The following is a 20,579-nucleotide window of genomic DNA, read 5'->3' as shown; positions in this document are numbered from 1 at the left end:
GAGGCCCGAAGACCTCTTTTACAGCAACATCAATCTTTCAGATTAAGCGTCTAAAACCGCTTGTGCTTCACGAAGATTTAAAGTGCCTTCATAGATCGCACGACCAGTAATTGCGCCAAGAATGCCTGGTTGGCCTTTTAAGCCATGAACGTCATCGATATTAGTGACACCACCAGAAGCAATCACTGGAAGACCTGAGTAAGTTGCCAGGTTCACAGTTTGCTCAATGTTCACACCTTGCATCATGCCGTCACGTGCGATGTCGGTATAGACAATGCTGGACACGCCTGCATCGGCGAAACGTTTAGCCAGATCAGTCGCTTTCACGTCAGTCACATTGGCCCAACCATCCGTTGCGACCATGCCATTCATGGCGTCAATACCAACAATGATATGACCAGCGAACTGTCTACATGCCTCTTCAACAAACTCAGGCTCTTTCACTGCTTTTGTACCAATGATTACATAAGACACACCTGCATCTAGGTAATGCTCAATGGTTTCCAGTGAACGAATACCACCACCGATTTGAATCGGTAAGTTTGGTTGTGCTTTAGCAATCGCTTCTACGACTGGCTTATGAATCGGAGTACCTGCAAAAGCACCGTTCAGATCAACCAGATGGAGACGACGCGCACCTTCATTTACCCAATGCTGCGCAGTAGCCACTGGATCATCAGAAAATACAGTATCGTCTTCCATACGACCTTGTTTTAAACGGACACATTTGCCATCTTTCAGGTCAATTGCAGGGATGATCAGCATGCTTTCGCTCCTGGCCTAATCGTCGATTGAATTTGAATGGCTGCCATCTTAACAAATAAACGGCGGATTTATAAATCTAAATACTGAATCTCGCATATGAAAAAAACCTGTCATGGACAGGTTGGAGTGAGTGAGTACAGCTCATTGTTATTTTTATATCTGATCAGGCTGATCATTCAGCATGGATGAAATTCAATTAAACATATGCGAGTTGAAGTTCCAGATCCAGTGGACCTACTTTACCAAGCTGAGTACCCAGGTCATAAAGACCGTCATTGACTGCACCTGCTGTGGCGCCTACCGTTGTAACGATACCGCCGATAACTGGCAGATCCGCTGCAGTATCAGTAATCGGGGCAAGGTCATCCAGCAGTGCATCGACAGTGCCTGAGACATCTTGCAGGACACCACCCACACTCGCTACCGGATTACTGAGTACATCATTCACCAGATCTAGTGGCTGAATGCCAGCGACATAATCACCCGTTTCTGAAACCAGTCCACTCAGGTTAGAAGTAGTCTGCCCGACTGATGCAACCACATCACCGATGACTGGCAAAGAAAGCAGTGGAGCAGTCAGCGGCGCCGTAGTATCTAAAACGCTATCTAAGATATCAGAGACGCCATCTAAAGTTTGACCGACCAGGTCTGTAGTTCCATTTAGCAGCGTGTCTATACCACCAGATAAATCTCCCTGTAATAGCTGGTCTGATACGGCATGCACGCCTTGACTCACATCTGCTAAAAGTCCTGTACTGGTATCCAGGACAGTTTTTAACGTATCGCCAACTACAGGTAATTGTGTCAGTGCGTCCGTCAAAGGTGCCGTCAGGGTACTGACTGTTTCAACCACTTCATCAACTAAGGTAATAACAGCCTTAGTCAGGAAGCCTACGGCTTTGCTAATACCTTGCACTGCCAGTGTGAATACCCCATTGAACTTACCGCCGCCCAATAAACTTGCCATGATTTTTACCCTCTAGAAATTTGAACTACTTAACGATGGAGAATTGTTATGCACATCATGTTTTAGCAAAAATTTGCCAAATTTATAGAGCCTAGAACCATAATTTTGATCATAAGTCAGGAAAATGTTATGGAAAATTCATGTTTATCAAAGGATTGATATTAATTTTATATTTTGTGAAAAAATGTAATTAAAAACAATGATTTATATTGGTTATTTTGGTGCTTCTAAAAGATGAGTAGTGTTATTTTTGTGCACTTTTATTGTTTAGCTTAATGTTCGATTAAAAGAATAGTAAAAAAGTTGAGTAGTTTACTCAGGTTTTTAGAAAAGTGATTATTCATTTGCTAAATTTTGGTGCGTTATATGGTTTACATAATCTTACAATCGATCAGCGCTTAATTTCTCAAGTATTAGTGTTAATAAATATCCAGAAGCAATGATTATTTTCTTTAGGAAAGTTTCAATTCTCGGCTTAGGAGTTTCCGTTGCCAAAGTTCTTCTAGAATCAAAATGCAGGCATAAGCATCCGCGGCTGCGTATTCAATTTGAGCCTGACTGAGTTTCCGTGCTGCCCAGTTAGAGGTACTGATCTTTTTGGACTTTGGGAAATTGACCTGGAACAGGAGTGCCATCGCATTCCTGACCCCAACAGCCTGTTTGAACCCAAAACTGCCAAAGCATTTGGATAGCTCCAGTACCCCATTCAATTCAATACCTTTTTTACGGAACAGATGCTTGTCATTTTTTAAGCCAAAGCCAGCTTTCATCTGATTGGGATTGGCAAATATCGGCTGTAAAAAATGCCATAGTTCCGTATTCATTTGAAATAAATACGCCCTTTCTCGGGTAGCTAACTGAATCAAATGCGGTCCTGTAGACTGTTCACCGGCTTTAAATATGGGCTTGGATTCTGAGTCAAAGCCAAAGACTTGTACCTGTTCAAGTTCTTCACGTATTACTTCTGCCTGTTGAAGATTCTGAATCACAATAATTTTTTCAAAGGAGATATTTTGAAATCTTGGAAGTGTGGCGATCTCTTCTTTGGTGGGTAAAATTGGAGAATGAAGGGCATCCATGACGAGTCTGAGTGGGTCCGTGTATGAAGATGCAGCTTAAGACTTTTTCAATTCAGTCTAAAGCGCTTTTAAGAAAATTATTTTTAAATCAAAATGAAAAGCCAGGCCCATTTTTAGATCTGGCTTCTGAGTTGAGTTGACTGGATTAAACTTATTGCTGTTGCAAAGTTGCCTGTTTTGCACGATTGACATAGTCCTGATAAGAGGGAACAGCCATCGCTGCTACAATCCCCAAAACAATCAGCAGAATATAAAGAATCGCCAGTACATTTTCCCAGCCACGTGTGGTACGGGGGTGTCCAAACTGGTTGTGATTGCGGTTACCCGGAGCAAACAGAGCATACAAGGCAAATAAAATATTGGCGATAGGTACCAGCATCAGCAAAGACAGCCAGCCGCTATGGTTTCGGTCATGCAGGCGACGAATTAAAAAGATGATACTGAAATAAATTACTGCAATATAAATTAATCCCATGACTACCAGTGATAGCATAGGCAAGGAGCCATCTGGACTCAGAAATGGATTTGCGCCTGGTAGAATGACAGCAGCTAAAATACCGACAAGCATTAAACAAAAGCCCATTAGCATATTCCAGGCCAGATATGAACGACGCCCAAAACGTCCCCCTGCATTTAAAGCAGAATCATTTAAATTACTCATTGTTATTTCCTTGTTTTTATCATTAAGATTTTTATAAGTAAATGAATGATATAGTAATTTATTAAAAAATAAAAGATTAAATATTGAGCAATAAAAAACCCGCTTTAAGCGGGTTTTTTTAAACATTGATAGGATTAGATATTCCATTCCACGAAGTTTTTCAGCAGTTGTAAACCTGCGGTATGGCTTTTTTCCGGGTGGAATTGTGTTGCGAACAAGTTTTCCTTGTGAATCGTCGTACAGAACTCTAAACCATAGTCACATGTCGCAGCCACGATGCTTGGATCTTTCGGCTCTACATAGAAGCTGTGTACGAAATAGAAACGTGCATCCTGCTCAATGTCTTTCCACATTGGATGACCTGAATCAGCCTGATGCACCTGGTTCCAGCCCATATGCGGTACTTTTAAACCTTCTACATCCGGGAAGCGTTTCACTTCACCTTCAAAAATACCCAGTGCATCTGCACCGCCATTTTCTTCAGAACGTTGCATCAGCGCCTGCATACCGACACAAATTGCCAGTACCGGCTTATTGAACACCGCATGACGTACCACATCATCAATACCCGCTTTATGCATACCGTGCATACAATCACGCATTGCGCCTACACCCGGGAAAACAATCTTATCTGCCTGAGCAATCAGCTTCGGATCATTGGTCACATCTACTGTAGCACCGACATGTTCTAATGCTTTGGCAGCGGAGTGAAGATTTCCCATGCCATAGTCAAGAAGGGCAATACGGGTCATTACAGGGTACCTTTGGTTGAAGCAACAGTATTGGCAGCACGTGGATCAACTTCACATGCCATACGCAATGCACGGGCAAACGCCTTAAATACGCTTTCAATCTGATGGTGACTGTTTTTACCTTTTAGGTTGTCAATATGTAAAGTCATCAGCGAGTGATTTACAAAGCCCTGGAAGAATTCAGAGAACAGGTCTACATCAAAACGGCCAATCATGGCACGGGTAAATGGAATATCCATAAACAGACCCGGACGGCCAGACAGATCAACTACGACACGGCTCAAAGACTCATCCAGCGGGGCATAGAAGTGACCATAACGGCGTAAACCTTTCTTGTCACCCAATGCTTGTGCAAAGGCTTGACCCAGGGTAATACCACAGTCTTCTACAGTATGGTGATCGTCAATTTCCAGGTCGCCGTCACAATGAATATCAATATCAAACAGACCATGTCGCTTGATTTGATCAATCATATGATCTAAAAATGGAATACCAGTATTTAAAGTGCCTTGACCAGACCCATCGAGATTCAAGCGAACTCGAATTTTGGTTTCGTTGGTATTTCTTACCACTTCACTGATACGATCTGTCATAGACACGTTCCTCAAATACGTCAAAATGATTGATGTAGAAAATATTTTCGCCGTGACGACGTCACCGCATATTAGATTGCTCAGGAGGGTTTATCAATGCCTATAACCGTACATGCCTATACTTCTTTGGAAAATGATGAAGTGCGCAGCCAGCTTGAGCGACTGTATGACACCAGCCCGGAGTTTAGTGATGGGGCCGATGCCATGGAACAACTAGAGCAAAACCTGCAACAGTATACCGTACTTTATACTGCAGAATTTAATACCCGTATTATTGGTGCGATCTGGTGCACGGGTCAAGGTGAAACCCGCCTGCTGGAGTATGTCGTTGTACATCCGGCCAATCGTGGACGTGGAGTTGCAGAAAGGCTGGTTAGTGAAGCCTGCCGAATGGAAGAAGAAAAAGGTGTGAAGGTGTTTGAACCTGGTTGTGGCGCGATTCATCGCTGTCTGGCGCATATCGAAAAAATTTAAACTTTTCCTGTATAAAGGCAGCCTTAGGGCTGCTTTTTTATGCAAATTTTTGACTGAAAATGAATAATTTAGGCCGTTTTAATTAAAAATTAAGCAAGTGATAATTAAATCTGCTGCAAAAGTAGACGATTGATAAAAATTATACTTTTCATGCTTGACGGCATTGGGCTGAAACGGTTTAATACGCGTCATCGGCGTGATAGCTCAGTAGGTAGAGCAACGGATTGAAAATCCGTGTGTCCCCAGTTCGATCCTGGGTCTCGCCACCATATTCCAAACGATTTAAAGTTTTCAATCCCTGATCCCATCAGGGATTTTTTTTGGGTCAAATTTTACACATTCAATCATTTTTTTTCTAATTTCGATTGACTAATGTGTGCAGATACGGCTTAATACACCGCATCGGCGTGATAGCTCAGTAGGTAGAGCAACGGATTGAAAATCCGTGTGTCCCCAGTTCGATCCTGGGTCTCGCCACCATATTCAAAAAACCTCAAACCATGTTTGAGGTTTTTTTTCGTTTGTCATTTTGTCATTCAACAGAAAATAATCTTTCTTGATTACTCGGCTTTGAAACTGTGAGCGTCATACGCTTTTAGGTTTCGAGATCATTTTCCTGAGATGCCATTCATCCGAGCAGGCATGAGTTGTCCAAATAATCCATGTAATCTAATAGATAAGAATATTAAAAATAGTTTATGACATCTGCAGTTATACAACTTGAGTGATAGAGAACTACGGGGAGGCAAGCCAGTGAATATTATGAAAATGTCTGCATTTGGAATCATGCTGAGCGCATTCAGCATGGGAGCACTAGCTGACGATGATAAAGTAGCGGTAACGCTGCCGACCTTAACCGTAATGGCGGAACCTGAACTGAGTAATGAAACTGGTTATGTTCCTTTTGTTCAGGAAGAAAAGACTCAGCGTGCCTTACAACATCAGGTGATGCGCAGTTCCAAGGAAGCCCAGAATTTTGTACTGAATGCACAGGTGATCGAAAATCTGGATTTTCAGCCGCAGAACCAGCCTGACTTTAATTCGGTTTCTCCAATGCTGCAGCAATATGTCATGAGTATTGCCCAAGGCCTGCAATCCAGTGATCCAACTCAGGGTTTAAATATCATGCTACAGCCGCTGGGGATTGATCGTAGCAATAGTCAATCTGCTGAATATCGTTTTCAACTGCAAATTAATCCGAGTACGATCAAACTCGGTATGCAGGATTATTTCAATAAACTTTCCCCTGCTATTCCTTAAGCTCAAAGCAAGTAATCTAATCTTAAGTCTTTTAATCCTCGTTAGTCGGGGATTTTTTATATCTGGGATTTTCGAGAGATTTATCTTTTATTCAAAAGCAATCTGCATAAAAACCGTTTACATTGAACACCAGTAATCATGCTGTATTGACCGTCTATCAACGCTCACAGTAATACTCAGCACCTTTACATAAGTTCAAGCAAGAATAAGGTTTCTCCCACTGAAATGACGATGCGGAGGTTTTCCTTATGCGTCCCCTCGACACAACTTTTCTGATGCTACTGAGTCTGTTTACTGCACTGCGTCTGGTTAATGCACATGCTGCACCCGATTCCGTTACCTTGCCGACACTGACTGTGATGGCAGATCGTGAACTGCGTGAAGAAACCGAGTTCATGCTTCCCCTGCAAGAACAATCCAGCCAGAAACAGGCCTTAAAGATGCGAATGATGAAGATTGAACGCGAACTGCAAGACTATACGGTTAATGCTGACTTCGCTGGTGATATCGAGATTCTGCCTACCACCAATCCGGCACGACTGGATAACCTGCCACCAGGGCTGCAACAGTATGTGCAGGCCATTGCCGATGGTTTGCGTTCTCCTGATCCACGTGACGGTATTTATCTGATGCTGGTGCCATTTGGTATTAACCGCGATGCCACTTCAGTTCAGGCGGCTCGGGAGCAGTTCAATCCGAATAATATTGACCGAACGCTGATTAATGAATGGTGTGCTACCAACGGTTGCTAGGCAGGATTAAACGATTCAGAGCTGGCTTAAACAGGAATTTTAATGAAATTTCCTCGTAGGATGAACTATGTCCCTGCATAGAGTTTTTGTATAGAACAATTGATTTGTGTCTAAAAAATCAGCATATTGGTTAAAAGGAAACCTATACATAACTTGCAGCAGGGGAGCATGTGCATGCCGCGTGTCTTTATGGTCCTGGCTGGTGCGACACTTGTTGTCTTTGCATGGCTATTTTATCAATACACTGCGCAACAGCAGGAAGAAGCCGAGCTGATCGAATATGAAACTGTTCTGAATGAAAAGACAGCTGAAATCTTTGAACAGGCACAGGACTGGAGCAAGCCGATTCAGTTAGACATTGAAGAAGACCGTCTGGATGGTGATTATGCGGTCATGGCGGAATATGTACTGGGACAGATGCGAGACCGCGCTGAAGAACGTAATCAGTATTTGCGAGATCTGAAAGCAGCGAACTGGGAGCATTTTCTGGATATTGATCGTCTGGAGAAAGATCAGGCTCAAGGTTATAAAGAAACTGAGACCATGCTCAAGCAGGTGCATCAGATTGTGCAGAGCTATGAGCAGACCATTCAGCGCCGTGAAGAAAGCCAGATTGAACAGGTCAAGCGGCTCGATATCAAGCAGCGTTATCGTCAGCAGTTGGCACAGAACCTGAAATCAACCCAGCAGGAAAGTGATGCCTATGCCATCTTTGCAATTGAAAAGCAGAGTCTGGCCAAGGCTGATCAGCTATTTGCCTTGTTAAAAAAATATAAGTGGGAAAAACGCAACCGCATGTTTATGTTCCATGATGAAAAAGCGGTGCAGCCCTTTATCGCATTGTATAAAGATATTGAAAACCTCAATAAACAGATGCAGCAAATTAAGACCAAAAATCAGAAAATTGTCGAAGAAGCTTTGTAGCCTGAAAGAGTCATTTAGCCGTAAATCATCCTGAGCATGGTGCCAAAAACAGAAGCATGCTATAGATAAACAGGAAATTATCAGTTGAATAAAATGGTGCGATAACAGGAGCAATGCTGCATGACTCAGGACTTAGTCTGTTATAAGGAAATGCCAATCTGGACACAGGAACAGATTCCTCAGGGCTTTCAGCGTCCGCATAATACCAAGGCGGGTACTTGGGCCAAACTGACCGTCTTAAAAGGTAAGGTACATTTTGCCATGCTGGACCAAGCAGGCGAGGTGCAATCCGAGCATGTGTTTACTCCAGAGCAGCAACCGCCACTTATTGAGCCTGAGGTATGGCACAAAATTGTCTCTGCCAGTGCAGATGTAGAATGTCAGCTAAAGTTTTACTGTATACCACAGGATTATTTTCATAAGAAATACGCGATTTCCCCAACACATTCCGAGATCCTGGCAGCAACGCCTTATTTAAGCGGTGGTCGCGCACTGGATGTCGGCTGCGGAGAAGGACGGAATTCGCTGTATTTAAACCAGATGGGCTATGAGGTCGATGCTTGGGATGTGAAATCCCAGAGTCTGGAAAAATTTCAGAAAATTGTTGATGCTGAAGATATTCAGCAGATTCATATTGCACAGCGGGATTTGAATGCAGATCCAAGCATTTCTGGCAGTTATGATTTTATCTGCTGCACTGTGGTGATGATGTTCCTGCAAGCTAAAACCGTTCCAGCACTGATTACTCAAATGCAGCAGGCGACCAAAATTAATGGCTATAACCTGATTGTCTGTGCCATGGATACTGATGACATTCCAGCCCAGCCAGATTTTCCTTTTGCCTTTAAGCAAGGTGAATTAAGAGCCTTTTATAAAGACTGGAAGCTGATTAAATACAATGAGGATGTTGGTGAGCTATATCGCAGGGATGAGCAGGGTAACCGCATCAAACAACATTTTGCCACGATGCTGGCGCAGAAGGTCTCAGCTTAATTTTTTTAATATTTGAAAATACAGGCTGATTACTTAGTCGCAGGCCGTATTTAAAAATAGACGATAATAAAAAGGGATGTCAGATGACATCCCTTTGCAGTTTAAATTGCAGGATTAAGCTGCTTTTTTAAACCAAGAGAACCAGCCTTTTTTCTCAGCTTTTACTGCTGCTTCAGCAGGTGCAGCTTTTGCAGCTTCTACTTGTTGAGCTGCTTCAGTTTTTACTTCTGCTGCGTTAGCCATTGCAGTTTCTTTTGCTTCTGTAGTTTTTACGACAGCTTCTGTTTTTACTGCTGCAACTTTTTCTTCAGCTGCTGCTTTTGCTGTATCTGCTTTTACCGCATTTTCAGTTTTTACTGATTCAACTTTTGTTTCTGCTGCTTGTTTTGCATTTGTTGCAGTTGCTTGAGCCGCTTCAACTTTCGCTTGTACAGGTATAGCTGCTTGTTGAGCAATGGTTTGTACTGCTACTGTTTTAGTCGTTGCTGGAGCTTCAGCTGCCATTGCAGATGCAGAAGTCGCTACGATTGCAGTCGCGATCATTGTTTTAAGCATGTTCATATAAACCCTTTTAAGGAAATAGGAAAAAAGAGGCTTGATCATACATTTATAAAATTTAAGTGCTTCATAAATAGGATTTTATTGGTTGAATAGTAAACTAAAATTACAAAGGGATAACACTTATTTGAGAATAAAAAAGCTCCGAAGAGCTTTAACCAACAACATAAAGTTTTTGTCTAGGTTTGGATGCTTCAAATTTTTCTAATGAATTAAATGTCAGGTCATTGAAATCTTGCTTTGAAATACCAATTTCATCAAGCATCTTATTGCTAGAAAAACTTGTATCAGATGATAAAACTTTTAAGATTTTTTGAAAAATTAAGGACTGATCTTGGTAAGTCGGATTAGGTTCGTTTATATGATAACCTAAGCTATTAATATTTATTGAATTACTTTTATAAATCCAATCAGATATTAAATTTAGTTTATGAAAACGATAATTCACAGCTTTTAGAGAGGTGCGCCAAACTTGTTTATATTCGATCATTGATTGGATACTGGTGTATTTTGGGCGCATTGCCTCAAAGCTTTTTTTAGGCATTAAAAACTCAGAAGCAAAGTTATCAGCTTCAGCTTCTATAGTTCTATTTAGAATTTTCTCAGCTTTATCATCTTTGTGTAAAATGATGTGACCCAATTCGTGTGCAGCATCGAATCTCTGTCTTTCATTAGACTTGCCATCACTTAAAAAAACAAAGGGCGTGCCAGTTTGTTCATCATAAAATGATAATGCATCGACTTCTTTATTATTAAAAGGCAACCTAAAAATTCTTATGCCTTTCAATTCCATTAGAGCGACAATATTTTGGATAGGTTGAACACCTAGTCCCCAACTAGCACGTAAGTTATTTGCAACATTTTGAACAATATCAGATCGATCATAATCATATACTTCTATTTCGGGCATCGTAAACTTTGGGAGAGAAAGTTTCGTCTCAAAGTAATAATTAATTTTCTTAGCTAGTAAGGTATATGCTTCGTTAGACGTACGATATTCCGCTTTAATTCTTGCCATCGAACGATAAAAAATTTGACCACGATCAACTGGTAAAAGTGAATCATGATTGTAAAAAAAAGAAATAGGCACATCTAGCTTGGAGGAAATATTTTCTAAGTCGTTCAAGCTAATGTCATGTGCCTCATCGTTCAAAATTTTCTTGGCTTTTGAATCAGAACATTCCAGTAAATTGGAAAATTCTTTAATTGAAAGTCGACGTAGGTCTTTTGCCAATCGTATTCTATGACGATCAACATTAGCTGATACAAAGCTTTTTTGATCTACGAGATGCATATCCTTTAACCAGTTTTCAATGAAATACTAAAATCGTCTTCAGTAATTTTACCTGAATTTTCTTCTTCAGGTTTATGCGAATTTAGTTTTAGTGGAGTATCTGGATGACCTTCAAGTATAATTCGGCAGGTTGCATATTCAGGTTTATATTTTTCGATTCCGCCTATAATTTTACTAGTACAGCCTACAAAATGAACTAATTCTATTTTTAGATTTCGTTCTTCTTTAAAGTACTCTGCATTAAGGCGAGAAGGGTATAGTAATAACCATGTTTGATAAATTGAACTATCTGCATAATTTAATATGTTATTAAGTATTTTATCTTTGGTTTTAGTACCTTTGAACGTACTTGTATTAATATGGCCTTGTATATGCCCTATATGATCATTGCCTGCTGCAATTAATATAATTTTTTTGAATTTGTCAGATACTAAGCAGCTTTGACTATTAATAGTTCTAATTTGCCAATCACCTTGACTTAAAATTTGTGTTCCTATTTCTTGTTTAAAATCACCATATCGAGCAATAAATCTAGTATCGTTGATCTTCAAACGGAGTTCGAAATTATTATCAGCAATTTCGAGGGAGCTTATAAAAATATGGCTAGGAGGAAAACCTAATTCTATAAGTTTATTTTCGGCCTCTTCTTGTGTGAAGATTTTACATTCTATTGGATCAATTGGAAAAAAGTCATCGCAATTCAAAGGTATACTCAACTAAAAAAATAACAATGTCTTTTTTATAACACAAAAGTAGGCTATAAAATAACCCATTCAACATTCTGAAAATATTTGTTACAAAAAACCCCGCAAAAGCGGGGTTCTTTTTGGTCACGTATTTAAAGATTAAACACGCTCGATGATCGTTGCGATACCTTGACCTAGGCCGATACACATGGTCGCAAGGCCGATTTGTGTATCTTGTTGTTCCATCACGTTCAACAACGTAGTGGTAATACGCGCACCAGAACAACCCAATGGGTGACCCAATGCAATCGCGCCACCGTTATGGTTCACGATGTCTTGCTTGTCATAAATGCCTAAGCCTTTAAGAACAGACAGACCTTGTGCAGCAAATGCCTCGTTCAATTCAAATGTTTGAATATCAGAAATTGCAAGACCAGCGCGTTTAAGGGCTTTTTGTGTTGCCGGAACCGGACCAAAGCCCATGATCGCAGCATCACAGCCTGCAACCGCCATAGAGCGAATTACAGCACGTGGCTTAAGACCTAAAGCTTGCGCACGTTCAGCAGACATCAATAACATTGCAGACGCACCATCAGACAACGCTGAAGAAGTCGCAGCAGTCACAGAACCGCCTTTCGGATCGAATACTGGACGCAATGCTTTGAACGCTTCAAGGTTTGCATCAGGACGAATTACTTCGTCGATGTCGCAAAGCTGTTTAAAGCCGTTCGCGTCATGACCTTCAATACCGATGATTTCGTTCTTGAAGCGACCTTCCTGAGTCGCAGCCCAAGCACGGCGGTGAGATTCAACACCAAATGCATCTTGTTCTTCACGGGTAATGCCGTTCATACGACCGAGCATTTCAGCGGTTAAGCCCATCATGTTAGACGCTTTAGCATAGTGCTTAGACGCTTCAGGGTTCAGGTCGATGCCGTGCATCATACCTACGTGACCCATATGCTCAACACCACCAATGATGAAAACATCACCTTGACCAGTCATGATTTGTGCCGCAGCAGTATGGATTGCCTGCATAGACGAACCACACAGACGGTTAACCGTTTGACCTGCAACAGTCTTAGGAAGATCTGCCAGTAACGCGATGTTACGACCGATGTTCATACCTTGTTCTAGAGTCTGGTTTACACAGCCCCAGATTACGTCTTCAACTTCGTTGACATCGAACTGGTTACGAGCAACAAGCGCACGTACAAGTTCAGCAGAAAGGCTGTCAGCACGTACATTGCGGAACATACCATTTTTGGTTTTACCCATTGCTGAACGTACGCCATCAACGATGACAACGTCACGTGGATTTAAAGTAGCCATTCACGTTGCTCCTTAACCGTAGAATTTTTTGTTGTTAGCAGCCATGTCACGCAACATTTGTGGCGCTTCATAAGCCTTACCTAAGTGTGCGTACTTGTCGCAAAGCGCAACGTATTCAGCAACACCAGTCTGGTCGATATAACGGCATGGACCGCCACGGAATGGAGGGAAACCTACACCCATGATCATTGCCATATCTGCTTCAGCAGGTGTTGCTACAATGTTGTCTTCCAGGCAACGAACAGTTTCGTTACAGAAAGCAAGCATCATACGGTCAATGATTTCCTGAGCATCAAATTCGCGTTTTTCCGCAGTTGCAACAGAAGCCACAAGTTCGTATGCAGTTGGATCAACCACTTTGGCTTTCTTGCCTTTACGGTCCAATTCGTATTTGTAGAAACCAACGTCATTCTTTTGACCAAGACGTTTGTTTTCGTACATCACCTGGATTGAACCTTTGTAGTCAGGCTTCATACGGTCAGGGAAACCTTCTGCCATTACTTCTGCACCGTGAACACCAGTATCGATACCCACAACGTCCATGAGGTAAGCAGGACCCATAGGCCAGCCGAATTTTTCCATCACCTTGTCGATTTGCTGGAAGTCAGCACCATCTTTCAGTAGAAGGTCAAACGCACCGAAGTAAGGGAACAATACACGGTTCACCAAGAAGCCCGGGCAGTCATTCACCACGATTGGTGTTTTACCCATTTTCTGAGCAAGTACCACAGTGGTTGCAATCGCTTCGTCAGAAGTCTTCGAACCACGGATCACTTCTACCAATGGCATCATGTGCACTGGGTTAAAGAAGTGCATACCCACGAAGTTTTCAGGACGCTCCAGGTTTTCAGCCAGACGCGTGATTGAAATCGTAGAAGTATTCGAAGCAATGATCGTGTTTTCACGAACTTTCGCTTCAGTTTCTTTCAGTACGATACCTTTCACTTTTGGATTTTCAGTCACCGCTTCAATCACGATGTCCACTTCTTTAAACTCGTCATAGCTTAAAGTTGGGCGGATGCGCGCAAGAGTTTCACCCATTTGTGCAGGCTTCATTTTCTTGCGTTCAACTTGTTTGGTCAGTAAGCCGTTTGCTTCTTTCATACCTAAAGCAAGTTGTGGATTACCAATGTCTTTCATGATGATTGGTGTGCCTTTGCTTGCCGCTTGGTAAGCAATACCACCACCCATGATACCTGCGCCTAATACAGCCGCTTGGTTCACAGGGTGTGCACCTTTCTCATATTTCTTGGAAGTTTTCTTCACCACTTGATCGTTGATGAATAGACCAATCAACGCACCTGCTTGCGGTGTTACTGCAGCTTTGGCAAAGCCTTGTGCTTCTGCTTTTAATGCTTCATTACGTGGAAGGCTTGCACCTGCCTGTAGTGAATCAAGCATCAATTTTGGTGCCGGGTACTGAGCAGGATTTGCTTTTGCAAGAACCGCACCTTTGGCTGTATTGAACGCCATCATTTGCTCAAGCATGTTCAACTTAACAGGATCTAGTTTTTCCTGGCGTTTTGCTTTCCAGTCTAGACGACCCGCAATCGCTTGTTTAACCAGATCAATTGCAGCGTCTTGCAGTTTGTCCGCAGCAACCACAGCATCCACAGCACCGTCTTTCAGTGCAGCAGCAGGTTTCTTCGGATTGGCCATTGCCATCCATTCAACTGCATTGTCGATACCGATCACACGGCTTAAACGAACAGTACCACCGAAGCCCGGGAAGATCCCCAGTTTGATTTCAGGCAGGCCAACAGCAGCTGCTTCTGACATCACACGGTAGTCACACACCAGACACATTTCAAAACCGCCACCCAATGCTTGACCATTGATTGCAGCAACTTTAGGAATGTCTAAATCTTCAAAAGAGTTGAAGATGTCATGAACAGGCAGTGCCCATTCTACAATTGCCTGTTCGCCTTGCGCGAAGTTCGCACCGAACTCAGTAATGTCTGCACCTACGATGAAGGTTGACTTCGCTGAAGTGACGATTAAACCTTTGATGTCAGCGTTTGCTTTTACCGCGTCAATTGCAGCTTTAAAATCTTCAATTGTTGCACGGTTAAATTTGTTGACCGACTCACCTTGTAAGTCAAAGCGGAATTCTGCAATTCCGTCCGAAAGCATTTGGACGGTAATGGCATTGCCAGCGTGGATCATGCCTGATCTCCTTTATTTTGGAGGACTTCTAAGTTGATGTTGTGAAGAGCCTATGCGCGATTCCTGCGCATATTTATGCTTCGCCAATCTTACGATAACTATATCCAAAAAGAACATAACAAGTTGTATCAAGCCGTGACGCAAGGGTCATCTATTTTTGCCTGAACTGTTTTGGCTGTTATGCATTCCAGTATGGCTCTTATCAAGCACAATGAACTGAAGATTTTGTTTCAGTTCACAATTTTTTAATGAGAACTCCATTTATATTGGGTGATAGCAAGGCTTTTCAAGTCTTTGAAAAAATCGTTTTACTGTCAAAAAAGTCAATTTAGGGCAGAGAATTTCTTTGTTGCTGTTTTGCAGCCTGATTAAAATCGCGCTCCAAGTCCAGCTTTGTTGCAGTTTGGTTGTGAGGTGGTAGTTTGCCGATAAGCTGGCTGGGATTGTGAATCGACCGGGCTTAGAATGGGTGAAAATAAGTAAAAACCTAGAACAATAATAAGAAGATCACTGCATGAAATTGACAGATCAGACGCTGATGCAGCAGATGCAGATTTCATTGCCCGACATCCAGCGACGCAAGCAATTACTTGGACTGACCGAAGAAGCCCTGGCAGCACTGGCGACTGTGCGTGAACTGATAGAGCCAGGCTTGCAGGACACTGTGGCCGAATTTTATGACTATCAAACCTCTGTACCTGAAATTAATAATCTGATTGGTGATGTCGATACGCTTAAACGCCTCAAGGTCGCCCAGCATCAATATATTCTGGATCTGTTTTCTGGTTGCTATGACAGTGTCTATGTCAATAACCGCTTGCGTATCGGATTGGTACATAAACGTATTGGGGTAGAGCCGCGTCTGTATCTAGCTGCCTTGCATCAGATTAAATTAGGCATCTTTAAACTGGTGGAACAGTATGTGGCGGATGCAGCCCTGGCGCGGCAGGTGCAGGACACCCTGGAAAAACTGTATACCTTTGATATTACCTTGGTGGTCGAAACCTATATTTGGAGCCTGGTCAAAGAAGTGAATAGCTCCCATCACAAACTGCAGGAATATGCCATGGCACTTGGTGTGCATGCACAGGAAATGGAAACCCTGTCCCGGCTGGATCCACTGACAGGGCTTTATAATGTGCGTAGCCTGACCTCGATGTTAAATGAATTACTTTATCGTGCACGGCAACAGCATGCGCCTGTGACCGTGGTATTTATTGATATCAACGACTTTAAACTGTTAAACGACCAATATGGCCATGTCTATGGTGATCAGGTGATTCAGGCAGTAGCGAGTACCTTAAAGCAGATTGCCCGGGATGAAGACTACTGTTTCCGCTATGGCGGTGATGAGTTTCTAGTGGTATTGCCGAACTGTACCGAGGCAGATGCCTTGCAAAGCTTTATTCCACGCGTAGAGCAGACCTTGAGCCAACTGACTATGCCGGTCAGTCTTAGTATCGGGATTCATCAGGCCGATGCCAATAGCGGCTATCTGGATAGCGCCAGCCTGATCCGCTGTGCCGATGACAAGATGTATGCGGTCAAGAAACAATACAAAATGAAAGGGAAATAACAGTAATCAATACGGCAATTCATGATTGCTACTGCATGCTGTATCACTTTTAAAATATCTGATGAGTTAAGTAATTTTGCTGGTAGATCCTATTTTTAGATTTACAATAGCTTTAAGAATGGGGGAGCACACATGCAGGTATTTCGTTCCAAAAAAGACTGGTGGCTGGTGGCCTTTCTGGTGTGTATGACCGGACTATTGGTGCAGTTACTGCTGGTAATGTCAGCCAAAGGCACCATGCAGCAATATCCATTGCATACCGCAGTTTATATACTGACCATTGTAATGATCTGGTGGCCTGTGCTGAATACCCGATATCAGCTTACTGCAGATCAATTGATCGTCAAAAGTATGTGGTTTAGCTGGCAGATTCCCGTAGCTGCTATTCAGGCGGTCACTCCAACTGACTATTCATCTGTTGCGCCCGCTTTGTCCCTGAAGCGTTTACGCGTGGATTATCGTGAAGATGGAACCAATAAATTTGTGCTGATCTCACCCAAAGACCAGATGGCATTTATTAATGCGGTACAGAACCAGCAGGCATCTTAAGCGCTCATTCTGTGTTCGAACTATTCGGTCTGAATCACCAAATTACCTTCAATGCAATCTAGCTTCAGCGTAGACTGTTCAGGCTGATCTAAAAAATATACCGCTAAAACTGGTTCTAGTTCAGTACGCATCTTGCGACCCAGATGACGTGCGCCGTAACGAATATCATGCCCTTGATAGAAATAGGCCTTGGCTGTATCGGTTAGGATCACAGTTCGCTTCTGATGCTGTAATCGCTGATTGAGTTTTTCCAGCTCAATCTCAACCAGTCGTGGCAGAGCATCATTCTGTACAGCCTGATAATGCAGGGTACGATCAATCCTGTTCAAAAATTCAGGATCAAACTTACGCTGCATGACCTTTTCAATAATGCGCTGTGTCGGTACTTTTTTCAGGCACAGATTCTGAACCTGCTGCGGTAAATAACTGAGCTTTTCCAAATATTGCTGGGCAGCTTGAGCGCCAACATTACTGGTCATAAAGATCATACAGTTACGAAAATCGATGGTTTTGGTACCTGCTGTGAGGGTTAAACGACCTGTATCCAGCACGTTCATTAAACCTCGAATGACTTCGGTTGAAGCCTTTTCTAATTCATCAAATAGCATAATGCCCGGACGGGTATGACTACCTGCAATCGCAGTTTCATTGAACAGGCTATGACCTTCTTTTGAGCCGACATACCCCGGAGGCGCACCTGTTAGCGCTGCGGCATAATGTTCTTGCGCCAGCGTATTCATGTCGATACGGCAAAACGCATCTGGACGTCCATAGATAGCCTCGGCAATCAGGCGCACAGTCTCGGTTTTACCTACTCCGGTTGGGCCAAGCATCAAGGTCACGGACAGGGGACGATCCGGGCTGGAAAAATCAGCCTTGACCACATGTAGCATCTTTTCGATTTCATTCAGCGCAGCATCCTGCCCAATAATCCGTTCCCGGAGCAGATCCATGACCGCCTTGGGTTCAAAGTGAAAGCGTGGCTTACCAATCAGGCGGTCACGTTCCGAAGCACTATGCGTGGAGGTGCCAGGCTGGACGATATGGAAACCGGAATGCTGCGTGGTCATCTTGGGGAATCTCAAAAACGAACCCGTCGAGCATAACAAAGATATCAGTTGAAATTTATAGCTTTTAGCAATCACAGTATAACGGTGAGCCTATAAATTAACCGGGATTGCATACTTATAAACTTCGCTTGTGGGCAGGCTTGATGGTAATTTTGTCACCGCGCTTGAAAATCAGGCAATGAGCATCACATTATCTGCATATTGCATGTGAAAAATAGGTTGCAGGTGAACGAGAACGCGCGTCCCCATATTGAAAAAATCCTGGCGAATATGACCACACTTCCGGGGGTATACCGGATGTATGGTAAGGATGGCGAATTGCTGTATGTGGGCAAGGCAAAAAACCTGAAAAACCGCGTATCCAGTTATTTCGTCAAGACCCTTGAACATCCGAAAACCCAAGCATTGGTGGCGCGGATTTATGATATTCAGACTTTGGTGGTGCGTTCTGAAACAGAAGCATTACTGTTAGAGCAAAACCTGATCAAGCTGCATCGTCCACCGTATAACATCATGCTGCGCGATGATAAATCCTATGTCTATATCTTTGTGTCTAGTGATAAACCTTATCCACGGATTGCAGCAGGTCGAGGCAAGGGCAAACATCAACCGGGCAAGTTTTTTGGACCTTATCCAAGTGCTTACAATGCTAAGGATACCCTGATCGTTTTACAGAAACTGTTTAATGTGCGCCAGTGTGAAAACAGCTATTTTGCACAGCGTAAGCGCCCCTGCCTGCAATACCAGATCAAGCGTTGCTCAGGCCCCTGTGTCGGACTGATTTCACCTGAAGACTATCAGGAAGATGTCAACAACTCGATTCGCTTCTTGCAAGGCGATACCAAGGAACTGAATCAGCAGCTGATTGCCAAAATGGAAGCTGCTGCCGAACAGCTCGAATTTGAAAAGGCTGTATTTTATCGGGACCGTATGGCTCTGTTACGTGATGTTCAAGCTAATCAAGCGATCTACAAGGTCAAAGGTGAAGCCGATATTCTGGCGATTGCCCATCAGGCCGGCGTGACCTGCGTACAGATCATGCATGTGCGTAATGGTAAAATGCTGGGAGGTAAAAGCTATTTCCCGGATATCCAGAGCGATGATCTCAGTCAGATGTTGAGTGATTTTATTGCCAACTTCTATTTCCAGGTTGCGGATGAAATTCCAGCAGAACTGATCGTCAATGTAGAAGTGACTGATCGTAACGAGCTGGAACAGGCATTGGCCCAGCATTTTGATAAAAAAATCCAGATCAAGTCCAAGGTCCGCGAAACCCGTGCCGAATGGCTGGAACTGGCACAAATGAATGTGCTGCAAGGGATTAAATCGAAACTGGCGAATCACTTTGAACTGAATGAGCGTTTCCATCAGCTTGAGCAGGTGGTGGGACATCCTGTGGATCGGATTGAGTGTTTTGATATCTCACATACCATGGGGGAGGAAACGGTCGCATCCTGTGTGGTGTTTGATAGTGGCGGTGCGCGTAAGCGGGATTATCGCCAGTTCTCGATTAACGACATTACCGAAGGCGATGACTATGCTGCAATGCGTCAGGCGTTGACCCGACGTTATAAAAAGCACATGTTGCCCGACCTGTTACTGATTGATGGGGGTAAGGGACAGCTGCATATGGCAATGGAAGTCATGCAGGATCTTGGTCTGGACGCTTTTATGGTGGGTGTATCCAAAGGTGAGGGACGTAAACCAGGCTTAGAAACTTTACATTTTACTGATGGCACCAAGATTCAACTTCCCGAAGATCATAAAGCCCTGCATCTGATTCAACAGGTACGGGATGAAGCACACCGCTTTGCAATCACCAAACACCGTGCCAAACGCGACAAGAAACGAGGCTCTTCAGTTCTGGAAGTGATTCCCGGTCTGGGTCCAAAACGCCGTCGTGACCTGCTGACCCATTTTGGTGGCATTCAAGGTGTGTTGAAGGCTTCAGAGAAAGACTTGATGTTAGTACCAGGCTTAGGTGAAGTCATGGCTCGTACTATTTATAAAGTACTGCATGAATAAAAATCCAAATTAAATCATTTGCCAAAGTGCTCAGTGACGGAGAAGTCATTGAGCATTCACATCAATTTAAATTTATTGAATGATATCAGAACTAAAATGAACC

The 20,579-nt window shown here is 43.0% G+C and carries 20 protein-coding genes and 2 tRNA genes; 10 read left to right on the top strand and 12 right to left on the bottom strand.

Going from position 1 to position 20,579, the window contains the following annotated elements:
- Positions 1-42: 42 nt before the first annotated feature.
- From hisA to hisB, 6 genes are all read right to left on the bottom strand, one after another.
- On the bottom strand, positions 43-765 hold the full coding sequence (gene hisA / locus FSC11_RS13745; RefSeq protein WP_005220674.1) for a 1-(5-phosphoribosyl)-5-[(5-phosphoribosylamino)methylideneamino]imidazole-4-carboxamide isomerase: 723 nt from the start codon (positions 763-765) through the stop codon (positions 43-45).
- Positions 766-961: 196 nt separating this feature from the next.
- Complete coding sequence (locus tag FSC11_RS13740) at positions 962-1,732, bottom strand: hypothetical protein (protein ID WP_163167471.1); 771 nt, start codon at positions 1,730-1,732, stop codon at positions 962-964.
- A gap of 452 nt (positions 1,733-2,184) precedes the next feature.
- On the bottom strand, positions 2,185-2,811 hold the full coding sequence (locus tag FSC11_RS13735; RefSeq protein ID WP_163167469.1) for a 3'-5' exonuclease: 627 nt from the start codon (positions 2,809-2,811) through the stop codon (positions 2,185-2,187).
- 151 nt (positions 2,812-2,962) lie between these two features.
- The gene (locus FSC11_RS13730; RefSeq protein WP_071320859.1) at positions 2,963-3,472 is read right to left on the bottom strand and encodes a DUF805 domain-containing protein; all 510 of its coding nucleotides are present in this window, start codon (positions 3,470-3,472) and stop codon (positions 2,963-2,965) included.
- 134 nt (positions 3,473-3,606) lie between these two features.
- Entirely contained in the window at positions 3,607-4,224 is a 618-nt protein-coding gene (hisH, locus tag FSC11_RS13725) for an imidazole glycerol phosphate synthase subunit HisH (RefSeq protein ID WP_163167467.1), read from the bottom strand.
- Positions 4,224-4,817, bottom strand: coding sequence for an imidazoleglycerol-phosphate dehydratase HisB (gene hisB, locus FSC11_RS13720; RefSeq protein WP_004813636.1), 594 nt, complete (start codon positions 4,815-4,817; stop codon positions 4,224-4,226). The genes hisH and hisB overlap by 1 nt, the downstream gene beginning before the upstream one ends.
- A gap of 96 nt (positions 4,818-4,913) precedes the next feature.
- On the opposite strand from hisB, the gene FSC11_RS13715 reads away from it, so the two are divergent.
- The 7 genes from FSC11_RS13715 to tehB all read left to right on the top strand — a co-directional run bounded on the left by FSC11_RS13715 (position 4,914) and on the right by tehB (position 9,220).
- The gene (locus FSC11_RS13715) at positions 4,914-5,291 is read left to right on the top strand and encodes a GNAT family N-acetyltransferase (RefSeq protein ID WP_004813635.1); all 378 of its coding nucleotides are present in this window, start codon (positions 4,914-4,916) and stop codon (positions 5,289-5,291) included.
- A gap of 193 nt (positions 5,292-5,484) precedes the next feature.
- Positions 5,485-5,560, top strand: a tRNA-Phe gene (locus FSC11_RS13710).
- A 135-nt stretch (positions 5,561-5,695) separates the two neighbouring features.
- A tRNA-Phe gene (locus FSC11_RS13705) sits at positions 5,696-5,771 on the top strand.
- 282 nt (positions 5,772-6,053) lie between these two features.
- Positions 6,054-6,551: a hypothetical protein gene (locus FSC11_RS13700; RefSeq protein WP_227591026.1), complete on the top strand. Its 498-nt coding sequence runs from the start codon at positions 6,054-6,056 to the stop codon at positions 6,549-6,551.
- 248 nt (positions 6,552-6,799) lie between these two features.
- A complete protein-coding gene (locus FSC11_RS13695) occupies positions 6,800-7,303 on the top strand; it encodes a hypothetical protein (RefSeq protein WP_004813633.1) in 504 nt (167 codons plus the stop codon).
- A 174-nt stretch (positions 7,304-7,477) separates the two neighbouring features.
- Entirely contained in the window at positions 7,478-8,227 is a 750-nt protein-coding gene (locus FSC11_RS13690) for a hypothetical protein (RefSeq protein ID WP_163167463.1), read from the top strand.
- 120 nt (positions 8,228-8,347) lie between these two features.
- Entirely contained in the window at positions 8,348-9,220 is an 873-nt protein-coding gene (gene tehB, locus FSC11_RS13685) for an SAM-dependent methyltransferase TehB (protein ID WP_163167461.1), read from the top strand.
- Positions 9,221-9,334: 114 nt separating this feature from the next.
- On the opposite strand, the gene FSC11_RS13680 is transcribed toward tehB, so the two are convergent.
- The 5 genes from FSC11_RS13680 to fadB form a co-directional block, all read right to left on the bottom strand.
- Positions 9,335-9,781 (bottom strand): hypothetical protein, encoded by a 447-nt coding sequence (locus tag FSC11_RS13680; RefSeq protein ID WP_163167459.1) that lies wholly within the window; start codon positions 9,779-9,781, stop codon positions 9,335-9,337.
- A gap of 151 nt (positions 9,782-9,932) precedes the next feature.
- Entirely contained in the window at positions 9,933-11,072 is a 1,140-nt protein-coding gene (locus FSC11_RS13675) for an ImmA/IrrE family metallo-endopeptidase (protein WP_163167457.1), read from the bottom strand.
- 5 nt (positions 11,073-11,077) lie between these two features.
- On the bottom strand, positions 11,078-11,776 hold the full coding sequence (locus FSC11_RS13670; protein ID WP_163167455.1) for a hypothetical protein: 699 nt from the start codon (positions 11,774-11,776) through the stop codon (positions 11,078-11,080).
- A gap of 141 nt (positions 11,777-11,917) precedes the next feature.
- Positions 11,918-13,090 carry an acetyl-CoA C-acyltransferase FadA gene (gene fadA, locus FSC11_RS13665; protein ID WP_163167452.1) on the bottom strand — a complete coding sequence of 391 codons (1,173 nt, stop codon included), beginning with the start codon at positions 13,088-13,090 and terminating at the stop codon, positions 11,918-11,920.
- 12 nt (positions 13,091-13,102) lie between these two features.
- Positions 13,103-15,256, bottom strand: a complete 2,154-nt coding sequence (gene fadB / locus FSC11_RS13660; RefSeq protein ID WP_163167450.1) for a fatty acid oxidation complex subunit alpha FadB — start codon at positions 15,254-15,256, stop codon at positions 13,103-13,105.
- A gap of 514 nt (positions 15,257-15,770) precedes the next feature.
- Here fadB and FSC11_RS13655 point away from each other — a divergent pair.
- Both FSC11_RS13655 and FSC11_RS13650 read left to right on the top strand, forming a co-directional pair.
- Complete coding sequence (locus FSC11_RS13655) at positions 15,771-16,832, top strand: diguanylate cyclase domain-containing protein (protein ID WP_163167448.1); 1,062 nt, start codon at positions 15,771-15,773, stop codon at positions 16,830-16,832.
- A gap of 132 nt (positions 16,833-16,964) precedes the next feature.
- Positions 16,965-17,381, top strand: a complete 417-nt coding sequence (locus FSC11_RS13650; protein WP_004813613.1) for a PH domain-containing protein — start codon at positions 16,965-16,967, stop codon at positions 17,379-17,381.
- Positions 17,382-17,401: 20 nt separating this feature from the next.
- Here FSC11_RS13650 and FSC11_RS13645 read toward each other — a convergent pair whose 3' ends face one another.
- Positions 17,402-18,451, bottom strand: a complete 1,050-nt coding sequence (locus tag FSC11_RS13645) for an AAA family ATPase (RefSeq protein ID WP_163167445.1) — start codon at positions 18,449-18,451, stop codon at positions 17,402-17,404.
- Positions 18,452-18,676: 225 nt separating this feature from the next.
- Here FSC11_RS13645 and uvrC point away from each other — a divergent pair, with 225 nt between their 5' ends.
- Positions 18,677-20,476 carry an excinuclease ABC subunit UvrC gene (uvrC, locus tag FSC11_RS13640; protein ID WP_111810754.1) on the top strand — a complete coding sequence of 600 codons (1,800 nt, stop codon included), beginning with the start codon at positions 18,677-18,679 and terminating at the stop codon, positions 20,474-20,476.
- Positions 20,477-20,579 lie beyond the last annotated feature (103 nt).

The organism is Acinetobacter schindleri (assembly GCF_010918895.1).
Classification (GTDB): Bacteria; Pseudomonadota; Gammaproteobacteria; order Pseudomonadales; family Moraxellaceae; genus Acinetobacter; species Acinetobacter schindleri.
The sequence above is the reverse complement of the archived record's forward strand: the minus strand, read 5'-3'. Positions and strand labels throughout refer to the sequence as shown.

Coding starts and splice junctions, on each gene's coding strand:
- hisB (WP_004813636.1), bottom strand. CDS start 4,817: ATGACAGATCGTATCAGTGAAGTGGTAAGAAATACCAACGAAACCAAA.
- hisA (WP_005220674.1), bottom strand. CDS start 765: ATGCTGATCATCCCTGCAATTGACCTGAAAGATGGCAAATGTGTCCGT.
- hisH (WP_163167467.1), bottom strand. CDS start 4,224: ATGACCCGTATTGCCCTTCTTGACTATGGCATGGGAAATCTTCACTCC.
- FSC11_RS13715 (WP_004813635.1), top strand. CDS start 4,914: ATGCCTATAACCGTACATGCCTATACTTCTTTGGAAAATGATGAAGTG.
- FSC11_RS13700 (WP_227591026.1), top strand. CDS start 6,054: ATGAAAATGTCTGCATTTGGAATCATGCTGAGCGCATTCAGCATGGGA.
- tehB (WP_163167461.1), top strand. CDS start 8,348: ATGACTCAGGACTTAGTCTGTTATAAGGAAATGCCAATCTGGACACAG.
- FSC11_RS13735 (WP_163167469.1), bottom strand. CDS start 2,811: ATGGATGCCCTTCATTCTCCAATTTTACCCACCAAAGAAGAGATCGCC.
- fadA (WP_163167452.1), bottom strand. CDS start 13,090: ATGGCTACTTTAAATCCACGTGACGTTGTCATCGTTGATGGCGTACGT.
- FSC11_RS13690 (WP_163167463.1), top strand. CDS start 7,478: ATGCCGCGTGTCTTTATGGTCCTGGCTGGTGCGACACTTGTTGTCTTT.
- FSC11_RS13675 (WP_163167457.1), bottom strand. CDS start 11,072: ATGCATCTCGTAGATCAAAAAAGCTTTGTATCAGCTAATGTTGATCGT.
- FSC11_RS13655 (WP_163167448.1), top strand. CDS start 15,771: ATGAAATTGACAGATCAGACGCTGATGCAGCAGATGCAGATTTCATTG.
- FSC11_RS13740 (WP_163167471.1), bottom strand. CDS start 1,732: ATGGCAAGTTTATTGGGCGGCGGTAAGTTCAATGGGGTATTCACACTG.
- FSC11_RS13695 (WP_004813633.1), top strand. CDS start 6,800: ATGCGTCCCCTCGACACAACTTTTCTGATGCTACTGAGTCTGTTTACT.
- FSC11_RS13730 (WP_071320859.1), bottom strand. CDS start 3,472: ATGAGTAATTTAAATGATTCTGCTTTAAATGCAGGGGGACGTTTTGGG.
- FSC11_RS13645 (WP_163167445.1), bottom strand. CDS start 18,451: ATGACCACGCAGCATTCCGGTTTCCATATCGTCCAGCCTGGCACCTCC.
- FSC11_RS13680 (WP_163167459.1), bottom strand. CDS start 9,781: ATGAACATGCTTAAAACAATGATCGCGACTGCAATCGTAGCGACTTCT.
- FSC11_RS13650 (WP_004813613.1), top strand. CDS start 16,965: ATGCAGGTATTTCGTTCCAAAAAAGACTGGTGGCTGGTGGCCTTTCTG.
- fadB (WP_163167450.1), bottom strand. CDS start 15,256: ATGATCCACGCTGGCAATGCCATTACCGTCCAAATGCTTTCGGACGGA.